The organism is Fulvitalea axinellae, assembly GCF_036492835.1.
Lineage (GTDB): Bacteria > Bacteroidota > Bacteroidia > Cytophagales > Cyclobacteriaceae > Fulvitalea > Fulvitalea axinellae.
In genome coordinates, this window is sequence record NZ_AP025317.1 from 275,559 (window position 1) to 291,864 (window position 16,306).

Below are 16,306 nucleotides of genomic sequence, written 5' to 3' on the forward strand. Positions count from 1 at the left end.
AATATAAAGAAAAATAGATCGGAAAAGCTCGGGGCGTTAATGCGTTTCGAGCTTTTCTTTAAAATAAAATATATATGGCGGATTTAGATTTTGAACGACTTCTCAAGTCATATGATTTGGGAGTATTTATAAACGCCAAAAGGCTGTCTTCCGGTTTCGCAAATGAAAATTACCGGTTGGAAACCGATAAGGGAGTTTTTCTGGCGAGGCTTTGCAAACAGCAACCACTCGAAAATATCGAATACGAACTTTGGGTTTTAAAAGGCCTTAAAAGCCTTGATTTCCCAGCCGCTTATCCTATCGCCAGAAAAGACGGATCGTTAATTTCGGATTCATCCGCTGGGTATTTCGTTTTTTACGATTTTATATCGGGATCGGAACCTGAAGCGAATATCGAAACCGCAAAAGAGATAGGAAACGCTTCCGCGAAAATCGGGTTGTTTCCCAATCCGGAAGAGAAGATAAAACAGAATTATCTCGACTGGGAATGCTGTGAGCAGGTACTGGCCAGAATTCCGGAGTCCAAAAACCCAAAGCCGGATATATTCGATTTCTATATTGAACAAACGGAAAAACTCAGGGAGGCATATCACGCCGATTTACCGAAAGGCTTGGTACATGGCGATATTTTTACGGATAATACCCTTTTTAACGGAAATAAACTTAGCGCTATTATCGACTTTGAAGAGGCTTGTTATGAGAATCTTCTTTTTGAAGTCGGCGTGGCTATAAATGGATTCTGTTTTAAGGAAAATAGGCTCTCTTCCGAATTGCTTGATTCTTATTTGAATGAATACCAAAAGATAAGACCGTTAAGTTCCGAAGAATTAAAATGGCTACCGGATTATATCAAAAGAGGTGCTCATGCCATGCTGACTTGGCATTTGCAAAACGATCTTGTAGACGTTCCGAACGAAAGGCAGGAATCAAGAGTAAGGGAGCTTTGCGATAGGATAAATCTGTTGGAGTCGGACCTTCAAGAAATTATATTATAAAAAGATTCAGGAAAAGGGGATAGGTGATTCTATTTCCTTTTCTTCTTTTTTGTTCTTACCACTGTCGGTCCCGCCGAGGCTACAGGCTGTTGCTTTTTAGCGTCGAGAAGGGCTTCCATATTCGCGATCGAAGGATCGAAATATTGAATTTTCTGTAAATGCGTAAACCCTTGTTCCGACGCCATTCCTTTGAGTTTTTCTTTGCTTGGAATCTCAAGCTTTGTCGCTTGTAGGTCTAGGCTTTTATGGTCCTCTTCCGTCAGTCCTTCGAATTTTCGGAAAAGGTGTACGACTTGTGCCATAAGTTCGCAGATATCACCGATGGTTCCGTCCCAAAATTCCTCCATCTCGTCGGCGTAGTCGTCGATGGCTTCGGGGTTCGAGAACTGGCTTCGGAAAATGTCGACCATATTTTCAGAAGGCGCTTCTCCCCATATTACACCGATCTTGCCAAGCAAATTCACCAAGAGCATTTGCAGGAAAAACCGGTTGTCATGCGAAGCCAGGTTGACCAAAAAGTTCAGTAGGTGCCAAGTGTTGTAATACAGTTCGTTTGTCCGGACTTGGGTGATCATGATTCCGTAAATCTTCGAAACCATTTTCAGCGAGGTGCCAAAGAGTATCTGGTCGTGTTTCGACATTTCGGGAACCTCCCTGAGTTTGGGCGGAAGCAAATCCGAAAACTGGTATTCGGAAACGTCGGGTACGCTCATCTTTAGGAGTTTCGGGTACATTTCTTCCACAAATTTCCAGTCGCTACGTTGTTGGCCTCTTACTCTGGTTAGTAGGAAGTGGTGGTTCAGTTCCAAGTCCAAAGCCTGGGAGCTTTTGTTAGAGGTGGCTTGGTGTTCGGCCATTTTTTCTTTCGAAACATAGGCGATCATATCGATCTCGAAACTCAACATGCGCTGAAGGTCGTGCAGTGACAGTTCGCGCATCGAAGCGATTCCCAGCCTTGCGGGCAAATCCATAAACTTGACTTCCTCTTCCAAGATGGATTCGTCGAAGAAATCCTCTACGGCCACTTTCGGGGCTTTCTTTTTCTTCTTCTTTTTCTTTTTGGCTCCGCCTTCTTCTTTCTCGTCCAGGTTAAGGGCTTCTATTGGGGCTTCAATCGCTTGGGCTCCGGGTGGGATTTCTTCGACAGTTGGGCTTGTCGGTTCGGCCTCGGCCTGAGGTAAATCTTCGGGGGCAATGGTTAGCGTAAAGGGAAATTTTGCTTTACGCAACCATGCGTTTGCTTGACCGATTAGTGAAGGCGTTTCTGCGTCGGGGTTGGTGGCTTGAAACACGCCGGGCGATACTTCTTCGAAAAAAATACGGGTGCCTTTTTTTGATCTGGAAAAGTGCATCTTCGTGATATGCAACTCCACTTCTTCTCGCTTTCTGAAGTACTGGACGGAGTCGATATCAATAGTCAGGTGCGGGTAGCTTGACGTAACCGGGACAAGTATGGCTTTGCGGATATTCGTTCTGACAAAGCGCTTTTTCTGGCCGGGCGGAGGTGTTCTTTTGTTTCCGTACCATTCCCTTGCACCTACGGTCATACGGGCGCATTGGATCGGCTCCGGATTTTGGATAGGAGGCAATCGGCTTATCCCTTTCGACTTCTCGGGAGTCGATTCTTTTCTTTTTCGGGTGATTTTGCTGAACAAGGCTGGTCAAAGTATTCCGGCTAAATCCAATCGGCCAATGTTCATGCCTTGTTTTACAAAAAAACCGCAACGATTTGTTGCGGTTAGTGTCTATTTTGTTCCAAAAAAACTTTTAGAAACGGAACAAACGCACGGCTTGGTCCCATGGAATACCCGCTAGGATAAACACCAAGGCAACGGTATAGAGAATAGCCGAGAGTTTAAATTTTTTGACATCGCTTCTTACCTTCTTAATCCTGATTCGGGCCACTTGCGCCATGATCGAGGCGAGAATCATAATTGTCGAGTGCTCTACTGCCCAAAATCTGAGGTTGGCGTTTTTCATCGCGGCGCCAAAATCGGCCAAAGCCGTTTTGGTAAGAGGGCTGTACCCGAAATAAAGTACGATTCCGACTACGGCGTTAAGCAATACAAAGCCTACCCAAGCGGCGGCCAAAGCGTTGTCGGCTTTACCGTATCCTTTTTTGCTGAACCAACCCGAATATGATTTGACTATGACAATAAGGCCTAAAGCGAGAACTATCCAGCGCACCCAGGAGTGAGTATAAAGAAGAAATTGATACATAGTTAAATGTTAAGTTGAAAATTGATGATAGGGAATTGCTTTATGGCAAATATAAGGGATCGGTTTTTAGCGGCGTTGTGTTTCTATAAATATTCGACAGCTTTGGTTACGAATGTCTATTGAACGTGTGTGCGGATGTTCGGGAGTTTCATATGAGGGCAATATTTGGTAATATTGTTTGCGCTTGATGCACTGCGCTGAGTGAGTTGACGGGAATTTCTTTTGTCGCAAGTAGCCTTTTGCCTTGACGACTAAAGGGCACAGAGCCCTTCGGGGCCGATAACAAAATTTTTTCTTATGGAAGATTTGACTAGACCTACCCAAAGGCCGAAGGCATTCCACATTATGTCGAAGCCGATGGGGCCTATATGCAATCTGGATTGCACTTATTGTTACTATCTGGAGAAAGAGAACCTTTATAGCAAGACGGACAAATTCAGGATGTCCGGGCCCGTGCTGGAAGAATATATAAGACAGAATATCGAGTCACAGGAGGTTCCGGTTGTAGAGTTTGCCTGGCAGGGCGGTGAGCCTACGTTGCTGGGTGTCGATTATTTCCGCAAAGTGGTGGAACTTCAGAAAAAGTACGCCAACGGAAAACAGATCACCAACGCTTTCCAGACCAACGGCACGCTTTTGAATGACGAGTGGGGAGAATTCTTCGCTAAAGAGCAATTCCTTATCGGACTTTCTGTGGACGGACCGGAGGAACTTCATGATCCTTTCCGCTATAACAAAGGTGGCAAGGGAAGTTTCGAGCAAGTGATGCGTGGTCTTGGCTATTTGAAAAAACACGGGGCGGAGTTCAATACGCTGACCGTGGTAAACTCGTTGAACCAAGAGCATCCGCTGAAGGTATATAACTTCCTGAAGGAAATCGGCAGTACGTTTATGCAATTTATTCCTATTGTGGAACGAATAGCGGATGACGCCGAAGTGGATCTTCAACTTGTGAATCCGACTTACAAAGGTGGCGCCCGTGTGGCCGAATGGTCGGTTGACGGGAAGCAGTATGGCGTTTTTCTCTCGAAAATCTTCGACGAATGGGTGCGTAAGGATGTCGGAAAACATTTCGTACAGATTGTGGACATCGCCTTGTCGGGGTGGTTGGGCATGGAACCGCCGTTGTGCATATTCAAAAAGGATTGTGGAGAGGCACTGGTAATGGAACACAACGGAGACGTTTATTCTTGTGACCACTTCGTTTATCCGGAATACAAGCTTGGAAATATCCTCGAAAGACCTCTGCACTCGATGGTTTGGTCAAAACCTCAGAAACGTTTCGGCGAAGATAAAAGCGCTACGCTTACCCGCCAGTGCCAAGACTGCGAAGTACGGTTTGTATGTAACGGGGGATGTCCGAAAAACCGTGTCGGGAAATCTATCCATGACGAATTCGGGCAGAATTACCTTTGCGAAGGATATTACCATTTCTTCAAGCATATCGATCCGTATATGCGTTTTATGGCGAACGAACTTCGTAACGAACGTCCGCCGGCAAACGTGATGGAATGGGTAAGGGCCCAAGACCAATCGAACACCACTTTTATCCCGCCAAAACCGAAGCAGGAGGGACAAGCCAGAGCGATCGGCCGTAACAGTAGCTGTCCGTGCGGTAGCGGAAAACGCTATAAGCGTTGTTGCGGAAAAAAATAATTCGGAGATAATTCCATTGAATAAAAGAAGCCGGTAATGATACACTTGATGTCATTACCGGCTTTCTATTTTTATTAGGATGTTTTATTCACCCTAAAAGAATTAAGGATAGAAATAGATTGACTGCCACGTGATCCTGTCGGCGCTGTTATCGGCGCTTATCCAATCGAAATTAAAGACGTATGCGTTGCTGTAAGCTCGACGAGAAGCGAATTTTACGGTAAAGAATTTCCCGAGGAATTGATTGAGAAATGGAGCGATTGCGGCAAGGTTTTCTTCGGAGAAGCTATGGCCACCTGTCGGAAGAACTCTAGCCCTGCTTGTTGCCGCATCCGATTGTACGGCAATCGGGAGGGTCTCGAAGCGTGACTCCCCGGCATCGTTACGTAACATCAATGCCAATAGGCCTTCGCCTGTTTGGAAGTTCCAGAGTATTCTGAGAATCACGTATTCAGGAATTTGCTCAACCTTATCGAAAGATTGGGTGAACTCGCCGGTGGCCCGGTCAACCAATATAATGGACTGAAACGCAGAGGTGACGGCCATACTGGTTACATCCGAAAGACTGGCGAAGAATGAAGGATCGAAATCCCCGAATGACCCGACATCATACCCTTGGAACGGATTCGAATAGAAACCGTACGGAACATAATGGGCGCTTATCATCTGGCCGATTTCTTGGCCTTCCGGGCTCTTGATATTTAGTGTCGTAGCGGTCAGGTCATCACTGCCGATAAGGGTTCCGGCCGGCAATACGCCACCGCCGGGAAGTTGGGCGTCGGCCATTGTCACCAAGCCTTCCGTGGTCAAAGCGTATGGGACATTTGTTTTTTGCCCGGTGGTTTTGCCCTCTGTGACAGTTTCCAAAGTTAGCAACCTGACCAACGTATTGGTTTGAACATCAAAAGTGTTTTCGCCTATGGTCATGTACGTGAAATAGGGAAGGCCTTCGAGGTATTTGGCGTATTCGATACGCTTGCTCATCAATTGCCAATCCTGCTCCGTGGCCGGTATCATTTCTATCTGCGTCGGGTTGTTCTGGCTATCGGATTTGCTCCTAACCATAACCTTGTTGTCTTCCACGCTGTCGAAATAGAATTCGAATTCAGCACCGAAGGTACTTTGCCCGAGTTCGTAAAGTTCGTGGAATACCGTATGCGTTTCGAAAACGAGTTCGGGCAATTGCGAACTGCCCACACGGTAATGAGACTCTTTGCCTTGCTCGTAGCCGTTGATGTCGGCGGTGAGTTCCACAAGGCCGTCGGCTTTGAATTTTACCAACACCGTAAACGCTCCGTAACCCGGTGCGGGCGAGTAAACCATCTTCCAGCCTTTGTCAGGCTTTTGCAACACGCCGTTGTACTCGGCGATCAGGTTGGCGATTCTTGTTTCGGGGGCCTCGTCAAAGATTTCGGCGTCCTCGTCCTGGCAGGAAAAGGCGACGAAAGCCAAGAGTAACAGCCATATATTTATATGTTTTCTCATCTGCTTCAGTTTAGTTTGATTGAGAAGTTCCCGTTATTTTTGCCCAAGCGTTAGCTTGTAGGTTCTCGAGGTCGATATTGAGTTTTTCGCGATAGTATTTCACGGCGGACTCATATTTTTCCTTGATCGTGAGCTTTCCTTTGATAATATCGGGATCCGTTTCTCCGGTAATATCGATGTACTTGGCGTTGAACCCATCGGCTCCCATGGTGAGGATATGCGCTACCAGTTCTGCGAAATCCTCATTGGGATTATTGGAAGCGTAAGGTGTCACAAAGCCCAGTTTCAGCATTTCCTCGTCGGTTTTGATAGTCCAGGCCGGACCGCTGTAATCCCCTTCGGAAATCTTCTGGTAGCCGTTAGGCAAATCGTAATTCTGGTGGATTATATGCGTGAATTCGTGTTGCATCACATGCAATTGGCGACGTATCCAGCTAGTGTTGTTCAAATTGAAGTTATTCACTTCGGTCAGGGTAATCCTAACGCCTGCGTCGGCGGTACCGAGCGTCACGGTTCCGTCTTGGTTATACATCGGCGAACCGATCAAGACGATTTCGGCCGGATAATGCTTATGGATAAGCTCGTTGCTTCCGGCATCGGTTTGGTAAAACGGCCCGGCCCAATAGTCGCGCACAAACGTCATGTACGGTCCTACGATATCCTTGTCCGGCGGGGTGACTCTCTTCGAATCGTCAACGTAGCGGTCAACGAACTTGTAGCGCACCATGCAATTGTGTTTTTGCTGGAACTCCGCAAAGAGAAACTTGTCAAGATTGGTTACCGGAGCTGTTTGGGTCGGTAGGTCGCCTAATGTAATGGATTCGTCTTCATAGCAACCTTGTAATCCGATTAAAATCGGGACCAACAGGAGCGGTAGCCTTTTTATATGTTTCGATATTTTTTTCATTGTAGAAAATTGTCTCGTTAGAAATAGAAACGCATTACCTTGGGTTGGCAGGAAGCCCTAAAGCTGTCGCGGGTTTCGGAATCTGCACCACTCTGCGGGGATCGTCGGGAGCGAGTACTAAAGGCGCTTCTCCGCTTACGGCAGTGTTGTGCGATACGGGGATTCCGTAGCGGAGCACATCCCACCAGCGTTGACCTTCTTGTACAAACTCTTTCCTTTTTTCGCCGATCGTAAGACCCAACATCAAGTTTGCCATTTCGCCGTTGAGTTTTGCTGTGTCCGCGGCCGTTGGGATATAGTCGGGTTCGAAGCCTTCGTCGGCAATAACGGTGTTCCAAAGATCGGAGATCGCAAGCTTGCCGGCCCCTTTGTAGCGTTTTGCGATAAAGGCGTTCATGTCGTTAACAGCCACGGCAAGGTACACGGTGTCTTTTGTGATGCCTGTGATATGGCTCATAGCCTCCATACGGTTGAACACTACTTCTTCCCCTCTCAACTCAACTTGCGCTGTGGTGGGTAGACCAGTCTCAGAGGCTAGATTTTCCTTTTCGAATAAATACTCGTATTTGGGAAAACGAACACCAGCTCCAGAGGCCAAGGAGAAGTATAATTCCAATCTGGAATCCGTACCGCCCGTAGGGCCTCCGCCCAAAAATATATCGTTGAATAACGGGGTAGAAAGCCCGTATCCGTGTCTGGATTGGTATAGGTAGACGGTATGCTTGTAGACAAGCAGAAGGTTTGCAGGTTCGTCAGGTGACGTATACAGTTGCGTGAGGTGTGTACCTCCCTGTTGATCATCGATGATCTTTGGGTAGTCCCGAATCATGCTGCTTGGGTCTTGGCCAAGAACAGTATTAGCATGTTGTACCGACTTTGCCAAATCCCCCATAAACAGATAAAATCTGCTTGCGAAAGCGTGAGCGGCCGCGGCAGTGAAGTGATATTTGCCCGTGCCTTTATAAAACTCGTCACGTATCAAAGGTATCCCTTCTTCCAAGTCTTGGGAGATCTTCTCGTAAACGCCAGCGACGGTACCTCGATCATAATTCTTGATGAGCTCTCGTTCCGGTTCCGTTACGTAAGGAATTCCGAGATCGGAGGCCGAAGTCTGGCTATTGTAAGTTTTGGCGAATATCGAGACCAACAGAAAGTGATGGTAAGCTCGAGTAACCAAAGCCTCACCGCGGATAGCGTTCCGTTTTTCCTCGTTTCCGGGAAGGTTGTCTATAACCGCAAGCACCTCGTTAGCGTGGGCGATGGCCGTATAGGTCTGGTTCCAGAAATATTCCGGAGAGTCCTGTCCGTCAGTCGAGCCGTCTTGCCAACGGTAGGCGTCGTCCACCACGTCTTCAATACCGATGCCTTGAACTCTGTCGGCGTTGTCACTCATCCATTCCGTGAACAGGTAAGCGCCTTGCGAGTAAGCGCTGGCGGTTAGCTCGGCGGCTTTGTCCAGATCGTTGATTTCGACACGGTTGTCGGGGACTTCGTCCAAAAAGCTGGAGCAGGCCCCGAGTCCGGCCAAAAGCATTCCGGTAATTATATATTTTATTTTCTTCATGATATTGGTCGTCTAGGGCTTATCAGAATCCGAAATTCACACTCATGGTATACATGGTCGGGACGGGCAGTGCCACACCGCCTGAGTTGAAGAATTCGGGATCTTGTCCGTTTAGCTTGTCATCCGAATACAGAAGCGCCAAGTTGTTGCCTTGCAATGAGATTTTTCCTGTGCGCAATCCGAGTCTTTCCAGTAGGGCTGGGGATAAAGTGTAGGAGACGGTCACGTTTTTGAGTCGAACAAAAGAACCGTCGGCGACACGGATGTCCGACTTGTTATAGAGCTGGAATGGGTTGACGCCGGCATTGCCGATATTCAGATCCGTTCGTCGGTCTACGATTGCGGGAATATCGGTGACGGCCTCGTCGCCAGGAAGTGCCCAGCGGTCTGCGAATTCTTTTGGCAAGGCGCTGAAATCATCGAATGAACGGGGATAAAGGTCATTCAGCCTGATTTTGTTGCCGTATCTGTAAGTGATATTGACCATGAGGCTGAAGCGTCCGTAGCGGAAGCTGTTTACCCAACCTCCGTTGGCGATCGGGTCTACTGAGCCTTCGTAAGTCAGTTCTTGGAATTCGTCGATGCGATCTTGCAGATAAATTTCCTGGACTACTTTTCCTTCCGCCCCGTAGAAAGTTGGAATGCCTTGGTTGTTTAGCCCTGCGTAGCGGACGGAGTAAAGTCCGCGACGAGCTTTGCCCAGCATGGCATCGCCTTCAGCTTTTACCGCTGAAGCGATTGTAGGCGCAAGGTCGAGACTAGTGATTTCGTTTTTGTTATAACCCCAAGTCACGCTGGTGGCCCAAGAAAAATCGCCGATTTCAAGTGGCGTGGCATTCAGCGTAAGCTCAATACCGTGCGAATCCATATCGAATCGGTTTCCGAGTTTGTTGCCTTGTCCGCCGATACCTGAAGTTTCGACATAGCCGATCAGATCATGTGAACGGCGCTGGTAAAACTCCACTCCACCGCCGATTCGGCCTTGGAACAGGTCGAACTCCACGCCGGCGTTGAATTCGTTGAGTTTTTCCCAAGTAAGATCTTCATTCGCCAGATTCTGGATTGCGAGAACGGTTTCCCGGTCGCCGATTGTCGGGCGTTGCGGTACTACGCCTCTTGTGTCAAGCTCGGCGGCTGTGAGAGGCCCCATACTTCCGGAAAGTCCGTAAGTGGCTTTTACTTTCAGCCTGTCGATCCAATCGACGGACTCCATGAATCCTTCTTCGGAAATGTTCCAGGCGCCACTGACATTCCAAGTGGGGAAGAAACGGGACTTGTTGGTTTTTCCCAATTGGTTTGACCCGTCGTAGCGTGTGGTGAAGTTGAGCATGTATTTTTGGCGGAAAGTATATCCGGCCGAGAAGAACAAGCCCATAAAACGGTCGCGGAACTCGCGCATGTCAAAGTAATCGTTTCCGTTCAATACATTGGCCCGGATAGCTTGCGGGTTAGTGACAACCACGCCACCGCGTTCGTATTGGAATCCCCATCCGTCAAAACCGCTTTCTTGGCGGTTGGCCAATCGAATTTCTTGCCCGGCGAGGATGGCGAATTCGTGCGCGTCTCCGATCTTTGGATCCCAAGAAATCAGGTTTCTGACATAGTAACTATCCAGAATATTTTCCGAAAGATTGTAGAACCCGCCAGAAGGAAGGATGCTTTGCGGATTGGTATTCGGCTTGTCAGGGTCCGTAAACAGATACTGGTTGGCGTCACTGATTATCTGGGTCGAATTGGCTCTGTAAGCCTCCGCTTGGTTCGATTTATCTTTAATCCGATGCTCCCGGCGAGTCGCCGCCCGACGGTATTGGAGTGTTGAGCTGATTTTCAGGTTGTCAGTAATGGCGTACTTCAAATCCGCTTGGAGCGAGAGGTCCATTACGTCGATTCCCAAATAGTTGTTGTTCAATTCATTGATGATGTTGAAAGGAGCGTAATTGCGCCTGAAATACTCCAACTCTCCATCTGAGTCGTAAGGCCTCATGCTTCTGGCCGTATTTAGGGCGTAACCCAACGGGTTGATGTCGAATTCGCGGGTGAATGTTCCGTCAATGGCGTTGAATTCACGGCTGGTGGTGCCCGGCGCTTTTTGGTCGCGGATGCTTCCGGTAAGGTTTATTCCCACATCGAACTTGTCCGTGACGTTGAAGTCGGCCCTTGTCGAGAGCGTATAGCGTTCCACTTCGTCGGCGACGGTTTGGCCGTTGTCGTTAAGGTAACCGAGCGAGACATAGTAGCGGGATTTTTCGTTGCCCGATGTCAAGCTTACGGAATGCTGTTGCGTAAAGGAATCTTTAAAAAGAAGATCGAACCAATCGGTATTCGCTCCTTCGTATTGGCGCAGGAAATCATTGTTGCCGAGCCCGTCATAATCCCAAGGAATCTGTTTCTTGGCTATCAGATCGTACATTTTTCCGACTACGCCGAAGTTTTTGGCTCTGGCCGCAGTGGTCGCATCGATCCAGCCTTTGTTTACCAAATCACGGTAAACGGACATTTCCTGCTGGGAATTCATGATGTTGAATTGCCCGTAATGAGGCCGGCGACGCAGGGAATAACTTCCCGAATAATTTACGGAAGTCCGTCCGCTCTTGCCTCGTTTGGTCGTTACGGCGATTACGCCGTTCATGGCTCGGGCACCGTAAAGTGCGGTGGCCGATGCGTCTTTCAGAACCTCGAAAGAAGCGATATCGTCGGGGTTCAGGCCCGCGATGCTGGAACTGATCAGCGTGCGCGCGTCGCCGGATGAGAGGTCGTCCGAACTGACTTCCACGATGTCTTCGACCACAACGCCGTCCACAACCCAGAGGGGTTTGTTTGAGCCGTTGAGCGAGGCGTTACCACGGATCAGGATACGAGGTGCGGTACCGAAACTTCCTGAAACATTATCGACGGAAACACCGGCTACTCGGCCTTCGAGCATTCGTGACGCATCGGGTACGCCCTCGATCTTAACGTCTTTCATTGAAACGAAAGCGGCGGCTCCCGTAAACAGCTTTCTGTCCACCTCTTGGAATCCCGTCACAACGACGTCTTTGAGCAACTTCGCTTCGGGTTCCAGCCGGATTGAGAATTCCTTTCCGAACAAGGCCGAAGCCGGGCGGGTTACGTCTTGGTATCCGATGAATTTGAATACGATAATATCAGACCCGGAGGCTTCCAGTGAAAATTCTCCGTTGAGTCCTGTGGCTACGCCTATGCCGGACGATTGGATCGAAACGGTGGCGCCGGGTAGGCCTTCGCCGTTTTCGTCAAGGACTTTACCTCTTACGGTTTTCTTGGTCTGTTGGGGCTTTTCGGATCGTTCCCCATTAGCAAAGGCCATTGGCGGAAAGGCCGGTGCCATACTACAGCCAAGGTAAATACCCGTGCAGAGTAGCCACTTTTTGCTTTTTAAAAAAGATAGTGGTTTTACCATAGTAGCTTTTTTTGTTAGGGTTTCTGTATGAGTTTGAGAGCTTCCGCTACCGATAGGATTTGACCGGCCGGAGTGTCATTTTATTTCTGTTGATGATTTTTCTGGCTTTGTTAAAATGACAATATGTTGTGTTGGTAAAATATAAATTAATATTTAAAATAGAAATAAATATAACATAAACGGAGTTGTTAATTTTTATTCGTAAAAATATAATTGATGGTATAATTATATGAACAAATGATTGATTAGTATCTTTATTAGTTGTTTTAATGACTTATATTCATTTTTTATTTCAAATAAAAGTGTTGACTGTAAAACTAAAAGATATGATTTTGTATTGTTTTTACAATTGATCTATGAGTTGATAAAATGAAATTTAGAGAATGAAAAATAATATAATAAACACCCTTTCGGGTGACGAATATGAAGCGTTATTGAGCCACGAGTGCAAGCTCTCCGCACAGTCTTTGCACCTGCCCGGATCGGATTTTATTGAGCGAGTTTTTATGCCTTCGGATAGAAATATCGGAACCTTGGTGAATCTTAGAAGGCTTTTCGCTCATGGCCATTTGGCGAATACTGGCTATTTGTCGATTCTTCCGGTAGACCAAGGCGTGGAACACTCGGCGGGTGCGTCTTTTGCTCCGAACCCTATGTATTTCGATCCGGAAAATATTTTTAGATTGGCTTTGGAAGCGGGTTGTAATGGCGTGGCGAGTTCTTTGGGTGTATTGTCGGCGGTCGCCAGGAAATATTCGCATAGAATCCCGCTGATTCTCAAACTCAACCATAATGAGTTGCTCAGCTACCCAAACAGGTACGACCAAAAAGTGCTGGCTACGGTAAAGCAAGCGAAGGATATGGGATGTGCTGGCGTAGGCGCAACGGTTTATTTCGGCTCGATAGAGTCGGGGAGGCAAATGCGGGAAGTGTCGGAGTTATTTTCCATGGCCCATGATGAGGGGATGTTTACGATTTTGTGGTGTTACTTGCGTAATGAATCGTTTGGACAATATACCACAGCCGCTGATCTGACCGGGCAAGCCAATCATTTGGGGGCGACCATTGGGGCGGATATAATAAAACAGAAACAGCCGGAAAGAAACGGAGGCTATGAAGAGCTGAATTTTGGAGTTTATGATAAGCGAATGTATTCGGAGCTGTGTACGGAGCATCCGATTGATATGACGCGTTATCAGGTCTTGAATTGTTATTCGGGCCGTGCGGGATTGATTAATTCTGGCGGAGGCTCCGGAAAAACGGACTTGGCCGATGCGGTGCGGACGGCCATAATCAACAAACGTGCGGGAGGAATGGGATTGATCTGTGGACGGAAAGCGTTTCAAAAACCGCTGAAAGAAGGCGTGGAATTATTGAGAATGGTTCAGGAGGTTTATTTAGATCCGGAGATAACGGTTGCGAAATAAGGAGTAAGGTTGTCAAAGCAAAAATCCCGATGCTAACGAATAGCGTCGGGATTTTTTTAGAAATAAAAAAAAGGATAACCATTTGAATGGTTCAGGCCCAAGCACAGACAAAGTACCTAAGACTTAATACCTGAGACCAAATACCATCAATGGTGCTTCACTCTCATATTCACTTCTTGCTTTTTGCCGTCGTTGAAGCGCTTGTGGTATGAGCCCGTAATATATCCTGTCACTCTTCTGAGCGTCATAACGTCATCGCTGCCGCATTCGTGGCATACCAGTTCCGTGCCGTCGGTTTTGTCGGCCTTGTTGCCTATAATTCCTTCGAACCCGCAGTCCAGACATTTGTCTTTCGGGATGTTGGTACAGAAATAATAAAGGCCTCTCTCCATCGCTCCGCTTACAATGTCTTTGTATTGGTCCACGGTAATATCATTACGCAGTTCGATGTAGGTGATGCATCCGCCGGTACAGAGGGCGTGGTATTTCCCCTCGGTCTCGATTTTGTCAAACCAAGGAACCTCCTGCCATACGGGAACGTGGTAAGAATTGGTGATAAATTCTTTGTCCGTAACATCTTCTATTACGCCGTACTGCTTGCGCAACAGTTTCGCGAAGCTATGGCACAGGCTTTCGGCCGGTGTGGCGTACAAACTGATATTGCGTTTTCGCGCTATTCCTTCGCGTTCGCAAATTTTCTTCAGTTCGGAGCAGACTTTGAAGAAGAATGCGTCAGCTTCTTTGTTGACGAAATGGTTATCGCCGAACAACACTTTTGAGGCCTCCGCAACGCCGATAAACCCGAGCGCAAATGTGCCGGTAGCCAATACGTCTCCGATTTTTTTGTCTTCGCTATATTCCTCGTTATGTTTCCAGACTTTATTGAGGTACATAAACGGGGCGGATCCCATCACTTGTTTGGATTGCCATTTGAAGCGAGCCTCCATCATCTCGATGCCTTTGTAAGCCAATTCGGTCACTTTCTCTACGAAAGCTTCCGGCGTTTTTGTCTCCAAAGCGATTTTCGGGAAGTTCAGCGTGACTGGCGAAAGGTTTCCGCGTCCGGTCTTGCCGTTCGATCCGTTTACGTTTGCGCCCAAGCGGGTTCGGCATCCCATCGTAGCTGCGTTTTTGTCCGGATCTATTTCCCCTTTCTCGTCGTAGATGTCGTATACTTCTTGGTTGCAGTTTACGTAGTTCGGGTAAACCCTCTTGATGGAGCATTCGTGGGCCAAGTCCAGCAAGTCGGCATTATTGACTGTGCCGTCTTCCTTTTTATGGTACTGCCAAATCTGTTGCGGGAAGATTGGCGTACTGCGTTTTTCGCCAATTCCGTCAATAGTGGCCTTGAGAATGGAGCGGATGAAAAGTTTTCCAGCCCAAGTTTCGCAACATCCGTAGTTGATGGAGCTGAACGGAAGCTGGTTGCCGGCCCGGCTTTCCAAATGGTTAAGATTATGGATGAATGCTTCGCAAGCCTGTTCCGTTTCCCTTACGGTTCGCAAGTAAGCTTCTCTTACGGAAGCGTTAGCTATTTTTATGTCTTTAGAAATGGCTTCAAGAAGCTGATTGTCAATCTCAGCGTCTCTTGTCGGAGTTTCTATTTCCCGGTATTTTTCAATTTCTGATAAATGACGATCGAAAGACAGTTTGATAAAGTCCTGCATCGCGTAGTCCATCGACTGCACGGAGATTCCTCCAAATTGGCAGTTCGATTGGCACTGAATCACTACTGCGGCTATCGAAAGCGCCGAACTAATGCTTTTCGGCGGTCGCATCGTGCCGTTCGTAGTGTGAATTGGCTTGGAGAGGATGTTGCCCATGTCAAGGAACATGCAGTTCTGTTGTCCCACGGTATAGGCGTTGAAATCGTGAATGTAGATCCATCCCTCGCCATGCAGGCGGGTGTGTTCTTCGGGCAAAAGGTAGTGTTTGGCGTACTCGCGCATAACCTCGCCAGACACACGGGTCATTCTTGCCGTGAAGACCTTCTCAGGCATGTTCGCGTTCTCGTTTTCGAGGTTTTTCAGATTGACCGCCTCGTCCACGTATTTGAGTAGTCCGTCGCGCTGTATTTTGCGTTTGGTCTTGTACTCGATATACTCCCGGGCGATGTCGGGCTCGCCCAAGCGCATAAGCTCGTCTTCCACGCGACGCTCGATTTCGTATATCGAAACATTGGGGCGATCAGCTACGGAAAGGCTAACGTTATCGCTTACAATGCGTGAAATATCGCTGTTTTCGGCTCTTTGGGCATCGATCGACGCGCAGGCCTTGAGTACGGCGTTGAGTATTTTTGTTTTTTCAAACGGCGACTCGGTTCCGTTTCTTTTGGTTATCATTCTTGTCATAGGAAGACTGGATTTGTTTGATGTAAAAAATCCTCAGAACCACGGGGTAAAAGACAGTGTCCGCCCGCCGGACTACGTCTTTTCGGCTCTGTTTTTTACTTCTCGCTTTTGAATTTATGCAGAAAGAAATCTTTTTCATAGGGAAAAAAACGCCCAATGACCAAAGTCATCTTTCGAGAAAATTTTGAAAAAAATTCGCGGTCCAGCTCCAAAGGGTTGAGCGGGGGACGGTTTTGAGAAACGTGTTTGTATCTGAACTTCGAGAAGTATATTTCGTTGAAAA

Annotated in this window: 10 protein-coding genes; 3 read left to right on the top strand and 7 right to left on the bottom strand. The window is 47.6% G+C overall.

All coding sequences use genetic code 11. The features are described from left to right. Positions 1-74 precede the first annotated feature (74 nt). Positions 75-995, top strand: a complete 921-nt coding sequence (locus AABK39_RS23140; RefSeq protein ID WP_338395382.1) for a homoserine kinase — start codon at positions 75-77, stop codon at positions 993-995. A gap of 29 nt (positions 996-1,024) precedes the next feature. On the opposite strand, the gene AABK39_RS23145 is transcribed toward AABK39_RS23140, so the two are convergent. Both AABK39_RS23145 and AABK39_RS23150 read right to left on the bottom strand, forming a co-directional pair. Beyond that, the gene (locus AABK39_RS23145; protein ID WP_338395383.1) at positions 1,025-2,650 is read right to left on the bottom strand and encodes a hypothetical protein; all 1,626 of its coding nucleotides are present in this window, start codon (positions 2,648-2,650) and stop codon (positions 1,025-1,027) included. Between the two features lie 112 nt (positions 2,651-2,762). Then, a complete protein-coding gene (locus tag AABK39_RS23150) occupies positions 2,763-3,215 on the bottom strand; it encodes a hypothetical protein (RefSeq protein WP_338395384.1) in 453 nt (150 codons plus the stop codon). A 297-nt stretch (positions 3,216-3,512) separates the two neighbouring features. On the opposite strand from AABK39_RS23150, the gene AABK39_RS23155 reads away from it, so the two are divergent. Continuing rightward, a complete protein-coding gene (locus AABK39_RS23155; RefSeq protein WP_338395385.1) occupies positions 3,513-4,871 on the top strand; it encodes an anaerobic sulfatase-maturation protein in 1,359 nt (452 codons plus the stop codon). 102 nt (positions 4,872-4,973) lie between these two features. On the opposite strand, the gene AABK39_RS23160 is transcribed toward AABK39_RS23155, so the two are convergent. Genes AABK39_RS23160 through AABK39_RS23175 form a run of 4 tightly spaced genes read right to left on the bottom strand, consistent with a single transcriptional unit; the run spans position 4,974 to position 12,245 of the window. Next, positions 4,974-6,356 (bottom strand): DUF4302 domain-containing protein, encoded by a 1,383-nt coding sequence (locus AABK39_RS23160; RefSeq protein ID WP_338395386.1) that lies wholly within the window; start codon positions 6,354-6,356, stop codon positions 4,974-4,976. Positions 6,357-6,366: 10 nt separating this feature from the next. Next, positions 6,367-7,263, bottom strand: a complete 897-nt coding sequence (locus AABK39_RS23165) for a substrate import-associated zinc metallohydrolase lipoprotein (RefSeq protein ID WP_338395387.1) — start codon at positions 7,261-7,263, stop codon at positions 6,367-6,369. 34 nt (positions 7,264-7,297) lie between these two features. Further along, positions 7,298-8,827 (bottom strand): RagB/SusD family nutrient uptake outer membrane protein, encoded by a 1,530-nt coding sequence (locus tag AABK39_RS23170; RefSeq protein ID WP_338395388.1) that lies wholly within the window; start codon positions 8,825-8,827, stop codon positions 7,298-7,300. A gap of 22 nt (positions 8,828-8,849) precedes the next feature. Beyond that, positions 8,850-12,245, bottom strand: a complete 3,396-nt coding sequence (locus AABK39_RS23175) for a SusC/RagA family TonB-linked outer membrane protein (protein WP_338395389.1) — start codon at positions 12,243-12,245, stop codon at positions 8,850-8,852. Between the two features lie 383 nt (positions 12,246-12,628). Here AABK39_RS23175 and AABK39_RS23180 point away from each other — a divergent pair, with 383 nt between their 5' ends. Next, positions 12,629-13,672, top strand: coding sequence for a class I fructose-bisphosphate aldolase (locus AABK39_RS23180; RefSeq protein WP_338395390.1), 1,044 nt, complete (start codon positions 12,629-12,631; stop codon positions 13,670-13,672). A gap of 146 nt (positions 13,673-13,818) precedes the next feature. Here the strand turns inward: AABK39_RS23180 and nrdD are convergent, their stop codons facing one another. Then, positions 13,819-16,023, bottom strand: coding sequence for an anaerobic ribonucleoside-triphosphate reductase (gene nrdD / locus AABK39_RS23185; protein ID WP_338395391.1), 2,205 nt, complete (start codon positions 16,021-16,023; stop codon positions 13,819-13,821). Positions 16,024-16,306: the final 283 nt, after the last annotated feature.

Bases quoted from the DNA above. Each gene is read 5' to 3' on its own strand.
- AABK39_RS23140 (WP_338395382.1), top strand. From the start codon at position 75: ATGGCGGATTTAGATTTTGAACGACTTCTCAAGTCATATGATTTGGGA.
- AABK39_RS23150 (WP_338395384.1), bottom strand. From the start codon at position 3,215: ATGTATCAATTTCTTCTTTATACTCACTCCTGGGTGCGCTGGATAGTT.
- AABK39_RS23155 (WP_338395385.1), top strand. From the start codon at position 3,513: ATGGAAGATTTGACTAGACCTACCCAAAGGCCGAAGGCATTCCACATT.
- AABK39_RS23160 (WP_338395386.1), bottom strand. From the start codon at position 6,356: ATGAGAAAACATATAAATATATGGCTGTTACTCTTGGCTTTCGTCGCC.
- AABK39_RS23165 (WP_338395387.1), bottom strand. From the start codon at position 7,263: ATGAAAAAAATATCGAAACATATAAAAAGGCTACCGCTCCTGTTGGTC.
- AABK39_RS23170 (WP_338395388.1), bottom strand. From the start codon at position 8,827: ATGAAGAAAATAAAATATATAATTACCGGAATGCTTTTGGCCGGACTC.
- AABK39_RS23175 (WP_338395389.1), bottom strand. From the start codon at position 12,245: ATGGTAAAACCACTATCTTTTTTAAAAAGCAAAAAGTGGCTACTCTGC.
- AABK39_RS23180 (WP_338395390.1), top strand. From the start codon at position 12,629: ATGAAAAATAATATAATAAACACCCTTTCGGGTGACGAATATGAAGCG.
- nrdD (WP_338395391.1), bottom strand. From the start codon at position 16,023: ATGACAAGAATGATAACCAAAAGAAACGGAACCGAGTCGCCGTTTGAA.